General features: G+C 66.0%; 19 protein-coding genes. 14 read left to right on the plus strand and 5 right to left on the minus strand.

The window, feature by feature from the left end; translation table 11 throughout:
• Positions 1-159 precede the first annotated feature (159 nt).
• Positions 160-546 (minus strand): hypothetical protein, encoded by a 387-nt coding sequence (locus tag ACOABP_RS16480; RefSeq protein ID WP_474226202.1) that lies wholly within the window; start codon positions 544-546, stop codon positions 160-162.
• Between the two features lie 351 nt (positions 547-897).
• Entirely contained in the window at positions 898-2463 is a 1566-nt protein-coding gene (locus tag ACOABP_RS16485; protein ID WP_474226203.1) for a hypothetical protein, read from the minus strand.
• A gap of 251 nt (positions 2464-2714) precedes the next feature.
• Between ACOABP_RS16485 and ACOABP_RS16490 the strand changes: the two genes are divergently transcribed.
• The 10 genes from ACOABP_RS16490 (at position 2715) to ACOABP_RS16535 (ending at position 12852) form a co-directional block, all read left to right on the plus strand.
• Positions 2715-3653, plus strand: coding sequence for a dioxygenase family protein (locus ACOABP_RS16490; protein WP_474226205.1), 939 nt, complete (start codon positions 2715-2717; stop codon positions 3651-3653).
• 53 nt (positions 3654-3706) lie between these two features.
• A complete protein-coding gene (locus ACOABP_RS16495) occupies positions 3707-4456 on the plus strand; it encodes an SDR family NAD(P)-dependent oxidoreductase (protein WP_474226207.1) in 750 nt (249 codons plus the stop codon).
• Positions 4457-4490: 34 nt separating this feature from the next.
• Positions 4491-5375, plus strand: coding sequence for a beta-keto acid cleavage family enzyme (locus ACOABP_RS16500; protein WP_474226209.1), 885 nt, complete (start codon positions 4491-4493; stop codon positions 5373-5375).
• Between the two features lie 47 nt (positions 5376-5422).
• Positions 5423-6400, plus strand: coding sequence for a quinone oxidoreductase family protein (locus ACOABP_RS16505; protein ID WP_474226211.1), 978 nt, complete (start codon positions 5423-5425; stop codon positions 6398-6400).
• On the plus strand, positions 6397-6747 hold the full coding sequence (locus ACOABP_RS16510) for a cupin domain-containing protein (protein WP_474226212.1): 351 nt from the start codon (positions 6397-6399) through the stop codon (positions 6745-6747). The genes ACOABP_RS16505 and ACOABP_RS16510 overlap by 4 nt, the downstream gene beginning before the upstream one ends.
• A 92-nt stretch (positions 6748-6839) precedes the next feature.
• On the plus strand, positions 6840-7934 hold the full coding sequence (locus tag ACOABP_RS16515) for a porin (protein ID WP_474227862.1): 1095 nt from the start codon (positions 6840-6842) through the stop codon (positions 7932-7934).
• A gap of 73 nt (positions 7935-8007) precedes the next feature.
• A complete protein-coding gene (locus tag ACOABP_RS16520; RefSeq protein ID WP_474226214.1) occupies positions 8008-8982 on the plus strand; it encodes a tripartite tricarboxylate transporter substrate binding protein in 975 nt (324 codons plus the stop codon).
• 65 nt (positions 8983-9047) lie between these two features.
• Positions 9048-10082 carry a LacI family DNA-binding transcriptional regulator gene (locus tag ACOABP_RS16525; protein WP_474226216.1) on the plus strand — a complete coding sequence of 345 codons (1035 nt, stop codon included), beginning with the start codon at positions 9048-9050 and terminating at the stop codon, positions 10080-10082.
• Positions 10083-10294: 212 nt separating this feature from the next.
• Complete coding sequence (locus tag ACOABP_RS16530; RefSeq protein ID WP_474226218.1) at positions 10295-11320, plus strand: Bug family tripartite tricarboxylate transporter substrate binding protein; 1026 nt, start codon at positions 10295-10297, stop codon at positions 11318-11320.
• A 68-nt stretch (positions 11321-11388) separates the two neighbouring features.
• Positions 11389-12852 carry an aldehyde dehydrogenase family protein gene (locus tag ACOABP_RS16535; RefSeq protein ID WP_474226220.1) on the plus strand — a complete coding sequence of 488 codons (1464 nt, stop codon included), beginning with the start codon at positions 11389-11391 and terminating at the stop codon, positions 12850-12852.
• Between the two features lie 55 nt (positions 12853-12907).
• On the opposite strand, the gene ACOABP_RS16540 is transcribed toward ACOABP_RS16535, so the two are convergent.
• Positions 12908-13987, minus strand: a complete 1080-nt coding sequence (locus ACOABP_RS16540; protein WP_474226221.1) for a maleylacetate reductase — start codon at positions 13985-13987, stop codon at positions 12908-12910.
• Between the two features lie 164 nt (positions 13988-14151).
• Between ACOABP_RS16540 and ACOABP_RS16545 the strand changes: the two genes are divergently transcribed.
• Positions 14152-15093, plus strand: a complete 942-nt coding sequence (locus tag ACOABP_RS16545) for a LysR substrate-binding domain-containing protein (RefSeq protein WP_474226222.1) — start codon at positions 14152-14154, stop codon at positions 15091-15093.
• A gap of 15 nt (positions 15094-15108) precedes the next feature.
• Here ACOABP_RS16545 and ACOABP_RS16550 read toward each other — a convergent pair whose 3' ends face one another.
• Positions 15109-15447, minus strand: a complete 339-nt coding sequence (locus ACOABP_RS16550) for a VanZ family protein (protein ID WP_474226224.1) — start codon at positions 15445-15447, stop codon at positions 15109-15111.
• Between the two features lie 101 nt (positions 15448-15548).
• A complete protein-coding gene (locus tag ACOABP_RS16555; RefSeq protein ID WP_474226225.1) occupies positions 15549-16406 on the minus strand; it encodes a 23S rRNA (adenine(2030)-N(6))-methyltransferase RlmJ in 858 nt (285 codons plus the stop codon).
• A 145-nt stretch (positions 16407-16551) separates the two neighbouring features.
• Here ACOABP_RS16555 and mnmC point away from each other — a divergent pair, with 145 nt between their 5' ends.
• The 3 genes from mnmC to clpP all read left to right on the plus strand — a co-directional run bounded on the left by mnmC (position 16552) and on the right by clpP (position 20824).
• Entirely contained in the window at positions 16552-18561 is a 2010-nt protein-coding gene (gene mnmC, locus ACOABP_RS16560) for a bifunctional tRNA (5-methylaminomethyl-2-thiouridine)(34)-methyltransferase MnmC2/FAD-dependent 5-carboxymethylaminomethyl-2-thiouridine(34) oxidoreductase MnmC1 (protein WP_474226227.1), read from the plus strand.
• A gap of 157 nt (positions 18562-18718) precedes the next feature.
• The gene (tig, locus tag ACOABP_RS16565; RefSeq protein WP_066738114.1) at positions 18719-20068 is read left to right on the plus strand and encodes a trigger factor; all 1350 of its coding nucleotides are present in this window, start codon (positions 18719-18721) and stop codon (positions 20066-20068) included.
• A 105-nt stretch (positions 20069-20173) separates the two neighbouring features.
• A complete protein-coding gene (clpP, locus tag ACOABP_RS16570) occupies positions 20174-20824 on the plus strand; it encodes an ATP-dependent Clp endopeptidase proteolytic subunit ClpP (protein ID WP_008651661.1) in 651 nt (216 codons plus the stop codon).
• Positions 20825-20925: the final 101 nt, after the last annotated feature.

Consider the following 20925-nt stretch of genomic DNA (forward strand, 5'->3'; position numbering starts at 1 on the left):
CAGTCACCCCGAGGAGGGAGGCAGAGGCGTCTGCCACGCCCGCAAAAAAAAGCCACGGCCGGGTGGTCGTGGCGCGAAGTGAATGAAAGAAGTAGTGCCGGTTTCCCGGCAGGGCAGAGAATGGCACGCTGCAGCTGGCGGCGCCATCGCCCGAACGGGTCAATCCTTGCGCGGCAGGGTGGCCCGGACCTTTTCCAGCACCCGCCGGTGCTTGTCCTCCGCCTCTTCCCATGTCTCCGATTCAAAGGACTTGCTCAGGCAGCCGCTGATCGTCGTCCGGAACATCGGCGGCTTGTCATCCTTCAGGCTGGCCCAGCCAGAGAAGTAGGTCCAGACGTCGACAGCGTAAGCCGGCAGGATGTCTTTGATCTGCCAGGCCTTGCCCTCGCAGCACTGCCACATGGAATGCTCGGTGTAGTCGTAGCACCGGACCGGCCGGCCGGCGTCGTCCAGGGTGTAGTAGCGGTCGTAGTCCGGGCGGATCGGGTTGACCGGCAGGCCGCCCGGCGGAACGGGTGGGCGAGACTTGGGAGCAAGGCGCGGCATGACGAAGTGAATACTGTATGGACATACAGTATATCGCTGCCGTGATTCCTGAACTCTTCCGAGCGGTTACGCCCGCATTACGCTGTTGTGCGTAACAGGCAATATTTACGCCGCTGTTCGAGTCCCCTCCCTCGCACCAATTTTTCTTTTAAATCAATAGTTTAACTGCTGCCTGTCTAATGGCGCGCGGCCGATTATCGTCCACTCGGCGCCCCATCTGATTGGCCACCCACATCGGGTATCCCCCGTCGACCGCATCATCGACGCGTAGGGGTGGCGGTTCCCGGCAGGCAGCGGACGAAAAAGCATCTGTCCGATAAGGACGCTGCACCGGTGAACCGGTACCAGGCACTACGCGCCAACGCCGATCGACCCCATCAGCCCCGCCACATTCGCCACCAGCAACACCTTCTCCTGCATGCCCGACAGCACCTTCTCGCGGACCTCGTCGTTGCGGCGCAGGCCGAGATTGCTTTGCTTTTCGGCGGCCTTGACCAGGGCCAGCACGTCGATCGTGCGGGACTTGGATGCCGGCGACGTCGTGTCTTCCTCGAGATGGCCCATCACGTACTTCTGCGTATGGCGCGACTGCTCGACCGATTGCGTGATCGAGGCCTTCATCAGGTTGCCCTTGCGATAGGCGAATTCTGATTCGCTGCTGGCCTTGTCGTGGATCTGCTCGTAGTAGTAGTTCTGCGAATACGGGCTCTCGTCCAGGGACAGCGACGTGTCTGCGGACAGCGCACTGTGATAGCTGGCATCCAGGCTCGACTGCTGTTGCTGGCGGGCGCCGCGGTCAGCCTGGCCTCGGCCCAGCAATTGCGTGGTTTGCGAGACCTGGTAGTCAAAGCTGTCCACTTCATCAGAGCGCAGGGGATTGATGGCGGCGGGCGTCTGCGAGATCGAGGCGGAGAAGTCGGCCAGGCCGGTCAGCATGCCATGGTCACCGGCGCTGAAGGTAAAGCGCGGCTGCTGGGTGGTGGCGGTGTGGTACTGACTGTGCAGGGCGCTGAAGGCGTCCTTGAACATGGCGACCAGCGCTGCGTCGCCCTGGCCGCGGGCCTTTGCGTCGTCGAACTGCTTCAGGTACTGGCTGACGGCCTTGGCCTGCTGTGCCGGGGAGCCGAAGATTGCCGGGCTGGTGGTGTCGACGCTCAGCTTTACCGTGCCAGTGGGGCCGGTCGACGTCAGCGAACGCACCTTGTCGTCGGCCTGGAAATCAAGGGTCTGCGTCTGATTGTTGCCGAGCGACAGGCTGGCCTGCAGATGCACGGACGAAAGCTGGCTGGCGTCGTACTGCATCAGGCCGCCAATGTCGATCCGCGGTGGCACTTCGTTCAGGGCGTCGATCGATTTCTGGAACGATGCCGAGAGTTTCCCGAGGGCGTCGCGCTCGCTGTCGGTGAGCTGGCCATCCGTGACCGAAGCCTGCACGCGCAGCCTGTCCCCGTCGCTGCCCAGCGTGATGCCCACCGTTGCACCGCTGCGCGTGGTGATGGTCAGCTGGATCTCGCTGGTCGAGTGCGCCTGGAAGCTCGACGACGCCACGGCGTCGATCGGTTCGTCGGCCGGCATCTGGATAACGGATTGCGAGAAGCTGGCGCCGCCACCGGCAACCTGGTTCAGCAGGGCCTCGCCAAGCCCCGCGAATCGCGCGGAGAGCCTGGAGGCGGACATGTTCCCGGCCATCCTCATCGAGATCGGATCACCAATCGCGTGCTCCCACACCGGGGTCGGGCCCACGCTCTTTGCCGAATAGGTGGGCCAGTTGGCCGGCTGGGGCGCGGATCGCCCCAGCGTGACGGTCGACGCGGAGCTTGCCGGCGCTTGCGACGGCGCGGCGGCAGCTGGCGATGAGGAATTGGCGCCGGTCGTGCCGACGAGACCTTGCGTGCCTACGGAAGTGATGGCGACCATATGATCCACGAAGCTTTACGCGATGTGGAGTATTAACGACATATTAAGCGCGGGCTTGAGCGCCGATTAGCGTGTGGCCTGCCGTGTTTCGGACGCCGCTAGGGTTTGACCCGATGCCGTCTTTCGCGCCTTGATTTCGCGGCGATTTCTTCGCGGAAGTCTGTATTTCGCCACTTTATGTCCTGCCTTGCGTCCTTGCCATTCGCGTCTAACCGACCATAATGCAAACGTTTGCAAAGAAAGGAGTGGATATGGAGACGCAACACGACAAGCCGGCGCCAAAGCCGGTCAGTGCGCTATCCCTGATCGAAGATGAGGCGTCGGTGACCGGGGTGGTCCTGCAAGCCATGGCAAGGACCGAAGATGCCCGGCTGCGCACTGTGATGGCCGCACTGGTATCGCATCTGCATGCGTTCCTGCGCGAGGTCAGGCCCACCGACGAGGAATTCGAGCGGGCATTGGCATTTGTCGCCGCGCTCGGGCACGCGACGCACGCCACCAACAACGAGGTGGTGCTGGCCGCCGATGTGCTCGGGCTGTCGACGCTGGTGACGACGATGAACAACAGCACGCAAGGCGGCCGCACGCCCGGAGCGCTGCTGGGGCCGTTTTATCGTGCCAACGCACCACGCTACCAGTGCGGCGATTGCGTAGTGCAGGACGATTCGCCCGGGTTGCCGCTGTTCGTGAGCGGCACGGTGCGGGCTACGGACGGTTCGGTGTTGTCCAACGCCATGGTGGAGGTCTGGCAGGCATCGCCGGTGGGCCTGTACGACAACCAGGACCCGCGCCAGCCCGACCGGAACCTGCGCGGGATGTTCCATACCGACGCGGACGGCCACTATCACTTTCGCACGGTGCGTCCCGCCGGCTATCCGGTGCCGACCGATGGGCCGGTCGGCGCGTTGCTGGCTGCCCAGCAGCGGCACCCGTACCGGCCCGCGCACATCCATTTCATCGTGGCGGCGCCGGGGTATCGCACGCTCGTGACGCAGGTCTTTGCCGACGACTCCGACATTCTGGAAACCGATGTCACGTTCGGCGTGCACCGGCAGCTCGTTGGCGCCTTCCAGCTTGTAGAGACGGGACGGAGCCCATGGGGAGAACTGCCGGCCCCGTACTACACGCTGCAGTTCGACTTCACGCTCGAACCGGGCGAACAGACGTTTCCCACGCCTCCCATCGACTGACAACTCCCATCTTCTGACCAACAAGGCCATCTACGCATTCACTGCGCCACACCATGACCATTACGAATCTCTCCGGCAAGGTTGCCGTCATCATTGGAGGAACCGGCGGCATCGGTTTTGCCGCCGGACGCGCGCTGGCCAACCTGGGCGCCAGCGTCGTGCTGACCGGACGCGATGCCGGGCGCACCGCAAGGACGGTCGAAGACCTGCCTGCCGGCAACCATATGGCCGCGCGGGCCGAAGTTGCCGATAGCGCATCGCTGCAGGGGCTGGCGGCCGATGTACTGCACCACTACGGCCGCGTGGACATCCTCGTCAATACGTCGGGCTTTACGCGCGCCATTCCGCACGCCGATCTCGATGCCCTGGACGACGCGTTGATCGACGAATTGTTCGCCGTCAACTGGCGCGGCCAGTTCGCGGCCATCCGGGCCTTCGCGCCGGCGTTGCGGGCCGGCGGCCAAGGGCTGGTTGTCAATGTCGGCTCGATCGCCGGGCGCACGGGGCAGGGCAGCAACGTTGCCTACTGCGCCGCCAAGGCCGGTCTCGACGTGATGGCGATGTCGCTGGGCCGGGCGCTGGCGCCTGAAATCCGCGTCCTCAACGTATCGCCGGGCGTCGTCGACACGGCCTTCGTGCCGGGCCGCGACAGCACGTTCAACGAACGGGCCGCAAAAACCACGCCGCTGCGCCGTATCGGCCAGGCCGAGGATGTGGCCGACGCCATCGTCGCCTGCGCCACGTCGCTGCGGTTCGCTACGGGCACCACCATCGTGGTCGATGGCGGACGCCAACTCGGCTGATCCTTTCCTCACACGCCTTTCCTTTCGAATCATCATGCACGCCAGAAAGACCATCATTACCTGCGCGGTGACGGGCAATATCGTCACGCCTGCGCAGCACCCCGGGCTGCCGGTGACCCCGGCGCAGATCGCCGAGGCCGCGCTCGAAGCCGCCGAAGCCGGTGCCGCGGCTGCGCACATCCACGTGCGTGACCCGGAAACCGGGCGGCCGTCGATGGAACTCGACTACTACGCCGATGTGATCGACCGGATCCGGGCTCGCAACCGCCGGCTGATCATCAACCTCACGACGGGGCCCGGCGGGCGCTTCGTGCCCGACGAGAACGAGCCGCGCGTGGCCGCGCCGGGCACCACGCTGCTGCATCCGCTCAAGCGCGTGGCACATATTGCCGCCTTGCGCCCTGACGTCTGCTCGCTGGACCTGAACACCATGAATTCGGGTGCCGATGTGGTGATCAACACGCCCGCGAACGTGCGCAAGATGGCCGACGTCATCCGCAGTGCAGGCGTCATGCCCGAGCTGGAAATCTTCGATTCCGGCGACCTGAACATGGCGCTCGATTTCATGCGCGACGGCGTGCTGAACGGCACCGGCCTGTGGACCTTCGTGCTGGGCGTGAAGTACGGCTTTGCCGCCACGCCGGAGACGATCTTCTATGCCCGCAACATGCTGCCGGCCGGCGCACAGTGGTCCGCGTTTGGCATTGGCCGGGCCGAGTTCCCGATCGTCGCGCAGGCCTGGCTGGCGGGGGGGCACGTGCGCGTCGGTCTCGAAGACAACATCTATCTGGAAAAGGGCGTGCTGGCGCCCAGCAACGCCGCGCTGGTGGCCAAGGCACGGGACATCGTCAAATCTTTAGGTGGCGAGATCGCATCGGCTTCCGAGGCACGTGCACAGCTGGGCCTGCGCGAAGCCTGATCCATTCCGGGTTACTTTTTCTTGATCCATTTCTTGATCCATTCATCATGAACACGATTCAGGTTCACCAGAAAGCTCCGACCATCGACGCGCTCGAACTGTCCCTGGTTGGCATGCCACGCCCGGAGGCGGGTACCGGCCAGTGCATCGTCGAAGTCGCCAGTGCGGGAGTGAATCCCAGCGATGTCAAGGCCACGCTTGGCCTGATGCCGCATGCGGTCTGGCCCCGCACCCCGGGGCGCGACTATGCGGGCGTGGTGATCGACGGGCCCAGCCAGTGGGTGGGCCAGCAGGTATGGGGCAGCGGCGGCGAACTCGGCATCCGCCGGGACGGCACGCATGCCAGGTATCTGCGCATTGGCGTGGAGGCCATTCGCGCGAAGCCCGAAGCGGTGTCGCTGATCGAAGCCGGCGCGGTCGGCGTGCCCTTTATCACGGCGTACGAAGGCCTGCGGCGTGCCGGCATGCCCAAGGCGGGCGACGTGGTGCTGGTGGGCGGCGGCAACGGCAAGGTAGGGCAGGCGACGATCCAGATCGCCACGGCGCTGGGCGCACGGGTGTTTGCCGTGGAGCGCGGGGCCGAGCCGTATCGCGGCCACGCCAGCGGCCCGGTGCGCATGATCGATGCCAGCCGCGAAACCATCTCCGAAGTGGTGCGCAACGAAACGGGCGGCCACGGCGCCGACATTGTCTACAACACGGTCGGCAGCCCGTACTTCGAGCAGGCCAACCTTGCCATGGCCATTGGCGCCACGCAGATCTTCATCTCGACCATCGAGAAGCCGGTGCCGTTCGATATCTTTGCGTTCTACCGTGGGCAGCACACCTACGTGGGCGTCGATACCCTGGCGATGGACAGCCAGGCTTGCGCCACCATCCTCGACGCGCTGGCGCCAATGTTTGCCGCCCGCAAGCTCAAGCCGTTTCCGGTGCTGCCGGACTACACGTATGCACTGGCCGATGCCAAGGACGCCTACCGCGCCGTGCTGCAAGGCGCCACCGAGCGCGTGGTGCTGACGCCATGAACACGACCCGATTCGCCGAAGCGCCGGCCTACTACCCGGCAAACCACGAAGGCATGCATTGCCTGCGCCTGCAGGGACACGAGGCCGGCCCATCCGAAGCGCTGTGGATGGGCGTATCCGTGATCCTGCCGGGCGGCCATACGTCGCTGGATGCGTCGCCCGTTGAAAAGCACTACGTCGTCCTCGAAGGCGAGGTCTGCATCCACACGCCGACCGAGAGCGTCACGCTGGGCCGGTTCGACTCCGTCAGGCTGGCGCCGGGAGAGGCCCGGCAGGTCACCAATCGATCCAACCTGCCAGCCATGCTGCTGCTGGCGATGCCGTACCCGCCGCGCGCGGCATCGTAATTTTTTTGTTCCGGTTTTGCAAACGTTTGCAACGCATCCATAACAACGAGGAGGAGACCCCCAAGATGCGAAAGACATTCAGGCGGCACCGCATGGTCCCGCTGGCGCTGGCGTCGGCTGGCTTGTCTGCCGGCGTGGCGGGCCAGGCCATGGCGGAAGATGGCGTGACGATTTATGGCCGGCTCAACACGGCCATCGAGTATTCGCGGGCCAGCACGGCCACGGACGGCACCAAACTGGGCGGCACGGCGCGGCTGACCAATAACCGGTCGGTGTTCGGTTTCCGGGGGGAAGAGGGGCTCGGCGGCTCGCTCAAGGCCGTCTGGCAGATCGAAAGCAATGTGTCGCTCGATACCGGCCAGGGGCAGATCGCCGGCCGTAATTCGCGCGTCGGCCTGCAGGGGGACTACGGGCTGCTGTTCATGGGGCACTGGCAGACGCCCTATACGGAATCGACCGCGAGCTACGACCCGTACTACCCGACCACGGCGGGCTACATGGCGCTGATCGGGAACGGATCGACGTCCAGCTCCGACAACGTCCAGGACACCAGTTCCTTCGACCGCCGCCAGAAGAACATCGTGCAGTACCGGTCGCCGCAGCTATGGGGTGCCAGCCTGTGGCTGGGCTGGGGGCTGCCGGAGGAAAAGAACGCCGTTCCTCGAAATCCCGCGCTTTATTCGGCGGCGCTGGTCTACGACCGGGGGCCGCTCAGCGCAACGTTCGCCTACGAAATCCACCAGCACTACCAGGCCGCCGGGCGCAACGACAACGCGCTGAAGGTGGCGCTGGCGTACCAGTTGCTGCCCGGCACCCGGCTGGCGGCGTTGTACGAGCACCTGCACTACCGCACCGACACGGGCGACCTGCAGCGCAACGGCTACTACGCGTCGCTGGTGCAGAAGCTGGGCCCCGGCAGCGTGCGCGTGGGTTTTGCCTTCGCGCCCAACGGCACGGGATCGTCCACCGACACCATCGGCTTCTTCCGGAGCGGCCCGGAAACCGGCGCCACGCAGTTCACCGTTGGCTATGACTACCCGCTGTCAAAGCGCACGGCGCTCTTTGCGTACTACAGCCGCATCAACAACAAGAAAAACGCGATCTACGACTTTGCCATCAACGAACTGGGCGTCAGTGCCGGTGCCGATCCGCAGACCTTTGCGCTGGGCATGCGGCATTTCTTCTGACGTCCAGACCGGAATTTGTTGCGAGGAGACCATCATGATTCGACAGTTTTTCCGCCCCGGGGCGTTTTGGCCCATGACTTGCCGTTCCGCTGCGGCACTGGCGCTGGCCGCAGCGGCCGCGGTGCCGATGCAGGCGGGCGCGCAGCCCCTGTATCCAGCCAGGCCGATCCGGCTGGTCGTGCCCTTTTCCGCAGGCAGCGCCACCGACATCCTGGCGCGCATCATCGGTGCCAAGATGGGCGAGTCCGGCCAATGGCAGGTGGTGGTCGACAACCGGCCCGGCGCCGGCGGCACGCTGGGCGCTGCCACGGTGGCCAAGTCCGCGCCCGATGGCTACACACTGATCCTGGTCTCGGTGGGGCTTGCCATCAATGCCACGCTGTATCCGAAGCTGGGCTACGACACGCTGAAGGACTTTGCCCCTGTATCGCTGGTGGCATCGGTCCCGAACGTGCTGGTGGTCAATGCCGCCAGCCCGTACAAGTCGGTCCGCGATGTCGTCGCGGCGGCAAAGGCCAGGCCGGGTGCCATGAATTTCGACTCCGCCGGTTCGGGCAGCTCCACGCACCTGAGCGGCGAGATGTTCAAGATGCAGGCCAGGATCGATATCGTGCATATTCCTTACAAGGGCACTGGCGAGGCGCTGACCGATGTGATGGCGGGGCGCGGCGACATGATGTTCGCGCCCAGCGTGTCGGCGATGCCGTTTGTCAGGCAGGGCAAGCTCCGTGCGCTGGCGGTGACCACGCCCCGGCGGGCTGGGGCGCTGCCCGATATCCCGACCGTGGCGGAATCGGGGCTGCCCGACTATGCGTTCGATTCCTGGTTCGGGGTGCTGGCGCCGGCGTCGACCCCCAGGGAGATCGTCGGCGCGCTGAACGCCGAGATCGGCAAGGCGCTGGCCGCGCCCGACGTGCGCGAGCGCCTGGCCGCGCAGGGGGCTGAGCCCCGATCCAGCACGCCACAGGAATTTGCCAGCTATATCCAGGCCGAGATCACCAGGCTGGCCCCGGTGGTCAGGCAATCCGGCGTGCGCGGCGGAGAGTGACGGGCGCCAGGCGGCAGACGCTAGAATGGCGCATCCCAATGATCCAGCCTGGCGTCCGCCGTCCCATGTCCGAGCGCAAACGCGTGACCATCAAAGACCTCGCCGCCGAGGTCGACGTGCATTACTCCACGGTGTCGCGCGTCATGAACCCGGCGACTCGCCACCTTGTGGCCGAAGAGGTGGCCACCCGTATCCTCAAGCTGGCCGAGGCACGCGGCTTCCGGCCCAACCGCATTGCGGCGGGGCTGCGTACGCAGCGCTCGGGGCTGGTTGGCGTGATCCTGCCCGATATCGCCAATCCGGTGTTTCCGCCGATCCTGGCGGGCATCGAGTCGGTGCTGGCCCGGATGGGCTATGTGCCGATCGTCGTGAATGCAGGCGGCGAGCGCACCCGGCAGCGCTTTGTGGTCGACCAGATGCTGGCCCGCCAGGTGGAGGGGCTGATCCTGGCGACTGCCGAGCGTGACGATCCACTGCTGGATTACTGCGTGAAGGTGGGCATCCCCGTGGTGATGGTGAATCGTGGCGAGCATACGGGCCGGGCGTCGTGCGTGGTGAGCGACAGCGCCCTGGCGATGGGACTGACGGTGGATCATCTGGTGTCGCTCGGCCATCGCTGCATCGGGCATATTGCGGGCCCGGCCAGTACCTCCACGGGCGAGTCGCGCCGCGAGGGTTTTCTGCATGCGGTCAAGCGCCACCGGCTGCGGCGCGGCGAATATGCCGTGGTCGAGGCCGACAGCTATGCGCGCGACGCGGGGCGCAAGGCCTGCGCGCAGCTGTTCGAATCGCTGCCCGGCCTGACCGCCATCGCCGCCGGCAACGACCTTGTCGCCATGGGCTGCTATGACTATCTGCGCGAGCATGGCATTCGCTGCCCGGAAGATGTGTCCATCGTCGGCCACAACGACATGCCATTTGTCGATGCCCTGACGCCGCCGCTCACCACGATCCGCATTCCGGTGCACGACATGGGCGAACAGGCGGCCGAACTGCTGTTGCGCCGGATCGCCAAGCCTCTGACGGCCAGCGTCGTCATCGAACTGCGCCCCGAACTGGTGGTGCGCGGGTCCACGTCGGCACCCCTGGCACGCGGATAGCGCAACGTCGTACCAATTCCCCGATATTTGCTTCTCCCGCAAAGGCGTTAGGCAGAGGCTGGTGCTTATCACCGGCCGTGCCGCCTCATATGATGGGTGGGACAACAAGGCGGCATCCGGTCTTTGCGGAAAACGCAAGAAGACGGCCAGAAGACCGCATTAAGGCCGGCTGCAAGCCGCCACATTCCGTCCACGACCCGGGAGACAGCAGAATGGAAATCCAACACGCACGCACCCAGCGTGCCGAACGGCCTGCCCAGGGCCATCGCCGGCCCATGCGCCGCGCGGCCATTACGGCGCTGGTGACGATGCTGACGGCGTTGCCGGTGGCAGGGGCCAGGGCCGAGACCTGGCCCGCGAAACCGGTGACGCTGATCGTGCCTTTCCCGGCCGGCGGCGTGGTCGACAAGGTAGCCCGCCAGACGCAGGACGGCCTGCGCAAGCGGCTGGAGCAGCCGGTGGTGGTCGACAACCGCCCGGGGGCCGGCGGCACCATCGGCACGGGGCAGGTGGCGCGCAGCCACCCGGACGGCTACACCATCGGCATGGTGTTCGACAGCTACGCCACGGAGCGCCATTTCTATCCGAAATTACCGTATGACGGCCAGAAGGACCTGACCGGCGTGTCCTATATGGTGCGCTCGCCGATGGTGCTGGTGGTGCCCGCATCGTCGCCCTACAAGACGCTCCAGGACTACGTGGCCGCCGCGCGCACGCCGGGCAAGGTGTCGTTTGCGTCGGTGGGCTCCGGCAGTTCGAACCAGCTGGTGGCCGAGGCCTTTCACGAGGCGGCGGGTACCAGCGGCATTCACACGCCATACAAGGGTGGCGGCCCGGCCATGAACGACCTGCTCGGCGGCCATGTCGATTCGATGATGGCAAGCCTGCCGCTGTGCCTGCCCTATATCCAGGCGGGCAAGCTGCGGGCGCTGGCGATTACGTCGGCGCGGCGCGACGAACACGTGCCGGGCGTGCCGACGCTGGCGGAATCCTACAAGGGCTTCGAGGCGTATTCGTGGGTGGCGATGATCGCCCCGGCCAAAACGCCGCCGGATGTCGTCGCCAGGCTCCATGGCGCGATGACCGCGACGCTGCGCGATCCCGCCGTGGCGAAACAACTGACCGATAGCGGCTTCGAAATCGTGGCTGGCGACGGCGCGCGTGCCAACAAGCTGGTGCAGGACGAATCGGCGCGCTGGGGGCGGTTGATCAAGGCGCGCAATATCGTCGCCGACTAGCCCGGCGCGCAATGCATTCACCCGCCCGGGCGCACCCGTGGCGGCGTACATCGGACCCGACCCCACCTATGCAGAACCAACTCTTTATCAACGGGCGCTTTGTCGATGCCATGGACGGCGCCACCATCGACGTACGCAACCCGCACGACGACAGTGTCGTCACCCGCATCGCGGCGGCGGACGCTGCAGATGTCGATGCCGCGGTGGCGGCCGCCGGCCGTGCCTTCCCGGCGTGGTCGCGCATGGCCGCGGCCGCACGCGGCCGGTTGCTGCTGCGGCTGGCCGATGCCATCGAGGACCATGCCGAGGCACTGGCGCAACTGGAATCGCTGGATACGGGCCATCCGATCCGCGATTCGCGCGCACTTGATGTACCGCGCACGGCTGCCTGCTTCCGCTATTTCGGTGGCATGGCCGACAAGCTCGAAGGCTCGGTGGTGCCAGTGGAGCCCGGCTTTCTCAACTACGTGCAGCGCGCGCCGATCGGCGTGGTCGGCCAGATCGTGCCGTGGAACTTCCCGCTGATGTTCACAAGCTGGAAGATGGGCCCCGCGCTGGCGGCGGGCAATACGGTCGTCATCAAGCCGTCGGAACTGACGCCGCTGTCGTCGCTGCGTATTGCAGAACTGATGGCGGAAGTCGGCTTTCCCGATGGCGTGGTCAATGTCGTGCCGGGCTACGGCCATACCGCCGGCCAGCGCCTGGCCGAGCATCCGCAGGTGGGCAAGATCGCCTTCACGGGTTCCACGGGTACCGGGCGCAGGATCGTCGAGGCCTCGCAGGGCAATCTCAAGCGTGTGCAGCTGGAACTGGGCGGCAAGGGCGCCAACATCGTGTTCGATGATGCCGATATCGATGCCGCGGTCAATGGCGCAGCCTGGGCCATCTTCCACAACCAGGGCCAGGCGTGCATTGCGGGGTCGCGGCTGATCCTGCATGAGCGCATTGCCGACGAATTCCTGACGCGGTTCCGTGCGCTGGCCGAATCGATCCGGATCGGCAATCCGCTCGATCCGCAGACCGAAATGGGCCCGCTGACGTCGGCGCAGCATCGCGACCGCGTGCTGTCGTATGTCGGCATCGCGCAGGAGCAGGGCGCCCGACTGGTCTGCGGCGGCACGGCGCCGGCGGACGATGCGCTGGCGCGAGGCTATTACGTGATGCCGACCATCGTGGAAGCACGGCCGCACGACCGCGTGGCGCAAGAGGAAGTGTTCGGGCCGTTCGTCACGGTACTGCGCTTCCGGACGGACGATGAGGCGCTCGCCATTGCCAACGCCACCGACTATGGGCTGGGCAGCGGGCTGTGGACCAAAGACCTGTCGCGCGCGCACCGGTTTGCCAGTGCCATCCGCGCGGGCATGTGCTGGATCAACTGCTACAAGCGTGTCAGCCCGGGCAGTCCGTTCGGTGGTGTCGGCCAGTCAGGCTACGGCCGCGAGATGGGCTTCGAGGCCATGCACGACTACACCGAGGCGCGGTCGGTCTGGGTCAATGTCGACGCGGTGATTCCGCCGCACTTCGGGCGTTAGACCAGACAAGGCCCAACGCCTTGCTTCGTGCCCCGTGCCTGCCGCCCCGCCCGGATCATGCGCGGGGCGGTCTGCCTTCGAAGGCATCCTCCAGCAGTTGGCGGATGCCTTCGCGTTCAAGGGGGCGCGGGTTCGGATACTGGTCGCGCAGGGCCAGTGCCGTAATGGTGTCGATATCGGCCGCCGACATGCCGAGTTCGCGCAGCGAGGTTGGGGCGCCAAGACGGGCCGCCAGGTCGAACACGGCACGCGGTCCCTGGCCGTGTGCCGCCTCCAGCGCCGTGGCGATGTCGTCCATCGCATCCGGTGCGGCCGGGGCGTTGTACGCCAGCGCGTGGGGCAACACCACGGTGTGGACTTCGGCATGGGGCAGGTTCAGGGTGCCGCCCAGCGTGTGGCAAAGCTTGTGATGCAGCCCTACGGTCACGCTGCCCAGCACCGCGCCGCACAGCCACGCGCCGTACAGGGCGTCGCTGCGCGCTTCGCGCAATGCGCTGGCGCCCGGCGCGGGGTCGGCGATCACGGGCAACGCCCGGCCCAGTGCGGCGATACCGTCGCGTGCCATCCACTGGCTGATCGGGTTGCGATCAGACGCGTAGAGGCCCTCGGCGGCATGGGCGATGGCGTTGATGCCGCTGGTCACGCTGATCGCGGCAGGCAGGCCAAGCGAGAGATCGGGATCGTAGATGACCGTGCGCGGCAGCACGCGCGGATCGCGCCCGGTGCGCTTGAGGCCGGCGTCGGTCAGCCCGTAGATCGGCGTCATCTCCGACCCCGAGTAGGTGGTCGGCACGGCAATCACCGGCAGGTTCGATTCCAGCGCAATGGCTTTGCCCAGGCCGATGGTCGAACCGCCACCGATCGCCAGCGAGCAGTCGGCACCACATTGGGCGGCCATCTCCCGCGCGCGCCGTGCCTGTTCGGTTGGCACGTGCATGACGGCGCCATCGAAAATGCCGGCGCAGCGCGTGCCGAGCGCTTCGGCCACTTGTTCGGCAAGCTTGCGCTGCCCAGGCGTACAAAGCACGAGCACGCGGCTGGCACCCAGGGCGTCCACTTCGCTGGCGAGCCTTGCGAGGCTGCCCGATCCGAAGACGATGCGCTGGGGAGACGATTGATAGGCAAAAGGATGCATTGCGGCGCTCGCAGGATGGCGGCGGGGCAGGCCCGCCGGCGGGGCGGCTTTCTTTGCACCGGCTGCAAAGACTTGCCCCCGCCTTGGTCACGCCGATACTATGTGAGCGGCGCGCAGGCGGCAAGTCGCCACGATCGCGCAACGCCTTTGCAGAGGATGCACAAATGGAATTCGTCCGCTTTGCCGAAAACCTGGCCACGTTCGTGGATGTGGCGCGTACCGGAAGCTTCTCGGCTGTGGCCCGCCGGCGAGGGCAGGTGGCATCGTCCGTGGCGCGTCAGATTGACGCGCTGGAGCGGGAAATGGGGGTGGCCCTGTTCACCCGTTCGACCCGCGCGCTGGTGCGCACCGATGCCGGCGACCTGCTCTTCGAGCGCGCGGCACGCATCCTGCAAGACCTGAGCGAGACACGCGACGCCGTGGCGGCCGTGGAAAACGGCGTGAGCGGGCGGCTGCGGGTGGCGTGCCTTCCTGCCTTTGCGCGCCGCCATGTGGTGCCACACCTGGGCAGTCTCTATGCGCAATATCCGGGGCTGACGGTGGAGCTGGAGCTGACCGACCGGATCGTCGATCCGGTGCTGGAGCGCTTTGACCTGGTCATACGCGTCGGGCAGCAGGCCGACAGCAACCTGATCGCACGCAGCATCGCCAGCCAGCGCTACATTCCCTGCGCCACGCCGGCCTATCTCAAGGCCAACGGTCACCCCGCCCACGCCGACGAACTGGCGCGCCATCGGCTGATCGACCGCGCGCACAGCACCAGCATGCGCGGCTGGCGAGAACTGCTTTCGCCCGCCCACGCGGCCAGCGCCACGTTTGCCGTGGAGTGCGACGACTGCGATGCGCGGCGGCTGTCGGTGCTGCAGGGGTTGGGTATCGCGCTGATGCCGGACTGGTCCGTCGGTGAAGATATCGGCGCTGGCCGGCTGGTGGAAGTGCTGCTCGAAGGCACGCTGCCGCAGCCGCAGAGCGGCATCTATCTGCTACGGGCCGCTCCCCGCGCCAGCGCCAAGCTCAAGGCCTTCAGCGCCCATCTTGCGCACAGCATCGGTTCGCCGCCGTACTGGCAGGTTGCCATGGCGCCGGCCGTGCATCGGGCGGCGTAGCGTGATGTCGGGCCGTCAGGCGCGGATCGTGCGAAAGCTGAGGGCCAGCCCGATGGCAATGCCGAGGATATCGGCCAGCAAGTCGACCCAGGACGCAGTGCGATACGACGTCAGCGACTGAAGTGCCTCGATTGCCGCGCCGTAAGCCGTCAACGCCAGGGCCACATGCCAGACGCGCGCCGGCCAGGCGCGGACGCCCAGTACGGACAGCGTGCCGAACGCCAGCAGATGATTGGTCTTGTCCCAGCCGGTGGTCGGTTCGGGAACATCGGGCGGCAGCAGGGACAGTACCAGCACTGCCACCGCGCAAATGGCGAAAAGAACGCGGTAGTGGGGGGATGTCAGGCGAATCACGGTGTTCTCGGCGTCTGCGGAATTCCCGTTACCATCGCGTCCTCAATCGCCCCAGTCTGTGGGCTGCAGCACAAAAGCGCATGGACAGCCCCGCCTGGGCTCTAGTTGTCGAGCGATTCGATGGTGAAGCTGGCGCCACCGTCCTGACCTAGCAATTCCACGAGTTTCGGCATCGCTTCCTGCAGCGCGGCCTTGAGCGTCCATGGCGGATTGACAACGAACATGCCGCTGCCATGCAGGCCCAGGCCGCCTTCCACCGGATGCTTGACGGTCAGCGTCACATGCAGCCAGCTCTTGAGCGGCAAGCGCTTCAGCTGCGCCGGCAACTGGGTAGACTCGCGGCGCTGGACTTCGGGATACCAGATCGCATAAACGCCATTGGCGAACCGTTCCAGGCCGGCCTTCAGCGTGTCGACCGTGCGCGCGTAATCCTGCTTGTCTTCGTATGACGGATCGATCAACACCAGTGCTCGGCGCGGCGGCGGCGGAAGGATGGCCTTGATGCCGTTGAAGCCGTCGCCGTCGTAGAGCATCACCTTGCGGCCTGCGCCGCGAAAGTTGTCGCGCAGGACCTGGATCTCGGTGGTGTGCAGTTCGAACAGGCGCAAACGGTCGGCATCGCGCAGCATCTGCCAGGCCAGCCAGGGCGACCCAGGATAGTGCTTGAGGTTGCCGTCCTGGTTCAGTTCCCGCACCTGGTCGAGATAGGCTTCCAGCAGTTCGGGCAGGGCCTGGCCCGCCGCGGCGGCGCGCCAGAGCGGCCCGATCCCGGTTTCGAATTCGGATTTTTTCTGCGCGTAGGCGTGGTCCAGCGCATAAAGGCCGGCACCGGCATGCGTGTCGACATACCAGAACGGCTTGTCCTTCTGCGTCAGGTAGTCCAGCAACTGGACGACGACGGCGTGCTTGAGGACATCGGCATGGTTGCCGGCGTGAAAGGCGTGACGATAACTGAGCATGGCAAGGCGGGATGACGGCGCGCAAACTTAGATCAGACAAGGCCCGGCGGGCGGCTTGCGCGAAGGGCGCTATGCTACCATCCGCCGCCATTTCCGGCCGTTTTCCAATTGTTTTCCTTCCGTTTCCTGCCTTTTCCTGCCTGTCATGCCGCGTGCCCTTGAGTCCGCCGAGCCCATCCTGTCCGACGACGGCATCCCGTATTCGCCGCGTTACGACGATGTCTATCACAGCACCGCCGGCGGCCTGGAGCAGGCCCGCCACGTCTTCCTGGGTGGCAATGGATTGCCGGGCGCCTGGGCCGGGCGCGATCAGTTTGTCATCGTCGAGACCGGCTTCGGGCAGGGCCTGAACTTCCTCGCCACCTGGCAGGCATGGCGCGATGCCCCGCAGCGCTGCGCCCGCCTGCACTTCGTTTCGATCGAAAAACACCCGTTCACACGGGAGGGGCTGGCGCAGTTGCATGCCGGGCTGGGCGATTTGTTGCCGCTGGCCGCACAACTCCAGCACCAGTGGCCCGACGCCCTGCCGGGCCTGCATCGCCTGGCGTTCGAGGGCGGGGCGGTCACGCTGACGCTGGCTTTCGGCGACGTGGAAGCGATGCTGCCGAAGATCGTGGCCGGCGCCGATGCGTTCTACCTGGACGGTTTCTCGCCGTCGCGCAATGCCGACATGTGGTCGGACACCGTGTTTCGCGGGCTGGCCCGGTTGGCCCGGACAGGGGCCACGCTCGCCACCTATACGGCGGCCGGATTCGTGCGGCGCGGGCTGCAGGCCACCGGGTTCGAGGTCAGCAAGGCCCCTGGGTTTGGCGGCAAGCGCGACATGACGGTCGCGCGCTTCGCGCCGGTCTGGAAGAATCGTCGCCATTCGCCGCCCGACGCCGCCCGCTGGGCCGAGCGCCATGCCATCGTCATCGGTGCTGGCCTGGCTGGCTGCGCGGTCACCGAAAGGCTGGCGGCGCGCGGCTGGCGCGTCACGCTGCTCGATGCCCACGACGGGCCGGCGCGCCAGACGTCGGGGCATCGCGCGGCGGCCATGCATGCACACGTTTCGGCCGATGACAGCCTGCTGTCGCGGTTGTCACGTGCCGGCAACCTGCACGCGTTGCGGGCCTGGCGTGCGCTGTCCGAGGCCGGTTACCCGGTGGATTGGCATGGCTGTGGCGTGCTGCAAACCGGCGAGGATGAGGCCGATAACGCGGCGCAACGGGCGGCGCTGGACGCACTGGCCTTTCCCGAGTCGTTCGTGCGCTGGATGTCGCCCGAGGAAGCTGCGGCGTCCCACGGCGCCACGGTAGGCCGAGGCGGGCTCTGGTTCCCGCAGGGTGGATGGGTGGCGCCACCCGATATCTGCCAGGCCCAGCTGGCCGCCGCTAGCGACAGGCTGGACGCCCGTTTCGGGTGCACGGTAGCCGGCATCGAGCATGTCGATGGGCAGTGGCTGGCCCGCGATGCATCCGGCGCGGTGCTGGCCAGTGCGCCGGTGCTGGTGCTTGCCAATGCGCACGAGGCAGGGCGGCTGGTGTCCGGGCGCTTCCTCGCACTGCGCCGCGTGCGCGGGCAACTGACCGACCTGGATGCGGCCCAGGTGGATGCGCTGGGTGGCTGGCCCGATTGTGTGGTCACCGGCGGCGGCTACCTGCTGCCGCGCGGCGAGCAGGGCGGGGCCCGGATCGGCTCCAGCTACGAGCCCGACGAAGGCCCGCTGGCCGAAAGCGCCGTGGTGCATGCCGCCAACCTGGGTCGCCTGGCAGCGCTGCTGCCCGACCGGTCCGCTGCGCTGGACCGGATCGATTCCCGGACGCTGACCGGCTACGTGGGCGTGCGCACCGTCACGCACAACCGCCTGCCGCTGATCGGGCCCCTGGCCGACGAACCCCACGCGGTGTCCCATGCCGGCCCGCTGCGGGGTGCGCACTTGCGCGATTTGCCACGCATGCCGGGGTTGTTCGCGGCCCTTGCATATGGGTCGCGCGGCCTCACATGGGCCGCACTGGGCGCCGAACTGATCGCCTGCCAGCTGGAGGGCGAACCGCTGCCGCTGGAAGCCGATCTTGCTGACGCCGTCGATCCGGCCCGTCTGCTGCTGCGCGCACTGCGTCACGGGCAGGTGTCAGACCCGGCAAGGCAGGATCCTGGGCCGGATCGGGACTGACTAGGGTAAAAACTGCCGGAAGCGAATGAAAACCGTGCGATAATCCGCGTTTTCCGTTTGCGCGGAGACCTCCGCTCGCGAGCACTGGCCGCGGCCAGGCGGGGGATGCGCAGATGGGTGCGCTGACAACAACTATTTCTGGATTGGATTAACGACCATGTCGAACGTCATTGAAAACCTCGGCAAGCTGGACCGCAAGGTGACCCTGGCTATTCCCAAGGCCGAAGTGCAGAAGGAAACGCAGGAGCGTCTGGCACGTCTGTCGAAGACCGTGAAAATGTCCGGCTTCCGCCCGGGCAAGGTGCCGATGAAGATGGTCGAGAAGCAGTACGGCCAGCAGGTGGAATTCGAAGTGCGCTTCGACAAGGCCGCCCGCAAGTTCTTCGACATCACCCAGGCCCAGGACGTGAAGGTGGCCGGTCAGCCGAAGTTCGATATCAAGACCGACGGTGTTGCCGACGACGAACTGGCTTTCGAAGCCACCTTCGAGGTGTACCCGGAAGTCAAGATCGGCGAGCTGGCCTCGGCCGAAGTGACTCGCACCAAGACCGAAATCGGCGACGCCGAGATCGACAAGACCGTCGACATCCTGCGCAAGCAGCGCGTGCACTACCACCACCGCGGTGAAGCCGGCGCCCATGGCGACGGCGGTGCCGAAGTGGCCGCCCAGAACGGCGACCGCGTGACGATCGACTTCGTCGGCAAGATCGACGGCGTCGAATTCGCCGGCGGCAAGGCCGAAGACTTCGTGTACGTGCTGGGCGAAGGCCGCATGCTGCCCGAGTTCGAGCAGGCCACGCTGGGCCTGAAGGAAGGCGAGAGCAAGACGTTCCCGCTGACCTTCCCCGAGGACTACCACGGCAAGGAAGTGGCCGGCAAGACTGCCGAGTTCACGATCACGCTGAAGAAGGTCGAGTGGGCCCACCTGCCGGAAGTGGACGATGCATTTGCCAAGTCGCTCGGCATCGCCGACGGCAGCGTGGACAAGATGCGCGCCGACATCCGCGAAAACCTGGAGCGCGAAGTCAAGCGCCGCACGCATTCCATGCTGAAGGACGAAGTCATGGAAGCGCTGCTGAAGGTGAGCGAGCTGGACGTGCCGAAGTCCCTGATCGAACAGGATCAGGAACGCCTGGTGGAAATGGCTCGCCGTGACCTCGAGCAACGTGGCATGCCGAATGCCAAGGACATGCCGATCCCGGCCGAGATGTTCGCCCAACAGGCCGAGCGCCGCGTGAAGCTGGGCCTGATCCTGGCCGAAATCGTCAAGGCCAACGGCCTGGAAGCCAAGCCGGACCAGGTCAAGGCTGAAATCGAGGACTTCGCCAAGAGCTACGAAGACCCGAAGGAAGTCATGCGCTGGTACTACGGCGACCAGCAGCGCCTGGCCGAGATGGAAGCCTACGTGCTCGAAAACAACGTGGTAAATTTCGTGTGCGACAAGGCCAAGGTTGCGGATAAATCGGTGTCGTTCGAGGAACTCACCGCCGCGCCCGCACAAGCCTGAGGTCGGGCAAGGCCGGATGCCACGCTTTGACGTGGCGCCGGTCCGTGTCAATCGGCCTCGCGCGCTGGCCGGTTGACACCATTCCTGAATATCTGGAGAACCTGCATGACCCGCAATGATTTGCTTGATCGTCTGGCCACCACGCAGGCTTCTGCCCTGGAGACCCAGGGTCTCGGACTGGTGCCGATGGTTGTCGAGCAGTCCGGCCGGGGCGAGCGCGCGTACGACATCTACTCGCGCCTGCTCAAGGAACGTGTCGTCTTCATGGTGGGCGAGGTCAACGACCAGACCGCCAACCTGGTGGTGGCCCAGTTGCTGTTCCTGGAAAGCGAAAACCCGGACAAGGACGTGTCGCTGTACATCAACTCGCCCGGCGGTTCGGTTTCGGCCGGTCTGGCGATCTATGACACCATGCAGTTCATCAAGCCCGACGTGCAGACCCTGTGCATGGGCATGGCGGCGAGCATGGGTGCGTTCCTGTTGGCTGCGGGTGCCAAGGGCAAGCGCAGTGCGCTGCCGAACTCGCGCATCATGATTCACCAGCCGCTGGGTGGTGCACGTGGCCAGGCCTCGGATATCGAGATCCAGGCACGCGAGATCCTGTACCTGCGCGAGCGCCTGAACAGCATCCTGTCGGAAGTCACCGGTCAGCCGGTCGAGAAGATTGCCCGCGATACCGATCGCGACAACTTCATGAGCGGCGACCAGGCGGTGGACTACGGTCTGATCGACAAGGTGATCACCCGCCGCAGTTGAAATTTGGCCGGTGTGTCGGCACATTGGTCCGGAGGCATCCCATCGGAAGCGTCCGGGCGGTGACCGGCAATGCCGGGCACCTGCCGCATTGGCCTGCGTCG

Source organism: Cupriavidus sp. HE11 (genome assembly GCF_056097175.1).

Coding starts and splice junctions, on each gene's coding strand:
- ACOABP_RS16480 (WP_474226202.1), bottom strand. CDS start 546: ATGCCGCGCCTTGCTCCCAAGTCTCGCCCACCCGTTCCGCCGGGCGGC.
- ACOABP_RS16485 (WP_474226203.1), bottom strand. CDS start 2,463: ATGGTCGCCATCACTTCCGTAGGCACGCAAGGTCTCGTCGGCACGACC.
- ACOABP_RS16490 (WP_474226205.1), top strand. CDS start 2,715: ATGGAGACGCAACACGACAAGCCGGCGCCAAAGCCGGTCAGTGCGCTA.
- ACOABP_RS16495 (WP_474226207.1), top strand. CDS start 3,707: ATGACCATTACGAATCTCTCCGGCAAGGTTGCCGTCATCATTGGAGGA.
- ACOABP_RS16500 (WP_474226209.1), top strand. CDS start 4,491: ATGCACGCCAGAAAGACCATCATTACCTGCGCGGTGACGGGCAATATC.
- ACOABP_RS16505 (WP_474226211.1), top strand. CDS start 5,423: ATGAACACGATTCAGGTTCACCAGAAAGCTCCGACCATCGACGCGCTC.
- ACOABP_RS16510 (WP_474226212.1), top strand. CDS start 6,397: ATGAACACGACCCGATTCGCCGAAGCGCCGGCCTACTACCCGGCAAAC.
- ACOABP_RS16515 (WP_474227862.1), top strand. CDS start 6,840: ATGGTCCCGCTGGCGCTGGCGTCGGCTGGCTTGTCTGCCGGCGTGGCG.
- ACOABP_RS16520 (WP_474226214.1), top strand. CDS start 8,008: ATGACTTGCCGTTCCGCTGCGGCACTGGCGCTGGCCGCAGCGGCCGCG.
- ACOABP_RS16525 (WP_474226216.1), top strand. CDS start 9,048: ATGTCCGAGCGCAAACGCGTGACCATCAAAGACCTCGCCGCCGAGGTC.
- ACOABP_RS16530 (WP_474226218.1), top strand. CDS start 10,295: ATGGAAATCCAACACGCACGCACCCAGCGTGCCGAACGGCCTGCCCAG.
- ACOABP_RS16535 (WP_474226220.1), top strand. CDS start 11,389: ATGCAGAACCAACTCTTTATCAACGGGCGCTTTGTCGATGCCATGGAC.
- ACOABP_RS16540 (WP_474226221.1), bottom strand. CDS start 13,987: ATGCATCCTTTTGCCTATCAATCGTCTCCCCAGCGCATCGTCTTCGGA.
- ACOABP_RS16545 (WP_474226222.1), top strand. CDS start 14,152: ATGGAATTCGTCCGCTTTGCCGAAAACCTGGCCACGTTCGTGGATGTG.
- ACOABP_RS16555 (WP_474226225.1), bottom strand. CDS start 16,406: ATGCTCAGTTATCGTCACGCCTTTCACGCCGGCAACCATGCCGATGTC.
- mnmC (WP_474226227.1), top strand. CDS start 16,552: ATGCCGCGTGCCCTTGAGTCCGCCGAGCCCATCCTGTCCGACGACGGC.
- tig (WP_066738114.1), top strand. CDS start 18,719: ATGTCGAACGTCATTGAAAACCTCGGCAAGCTGGACCGCAAGGTGACC.
- clpP (WP_008651661.1), top strand. CDS start 20,174: ATGACCCGCAATGATTTGCTTGATCGTCTGGCCACCACGCAGGCTTCT.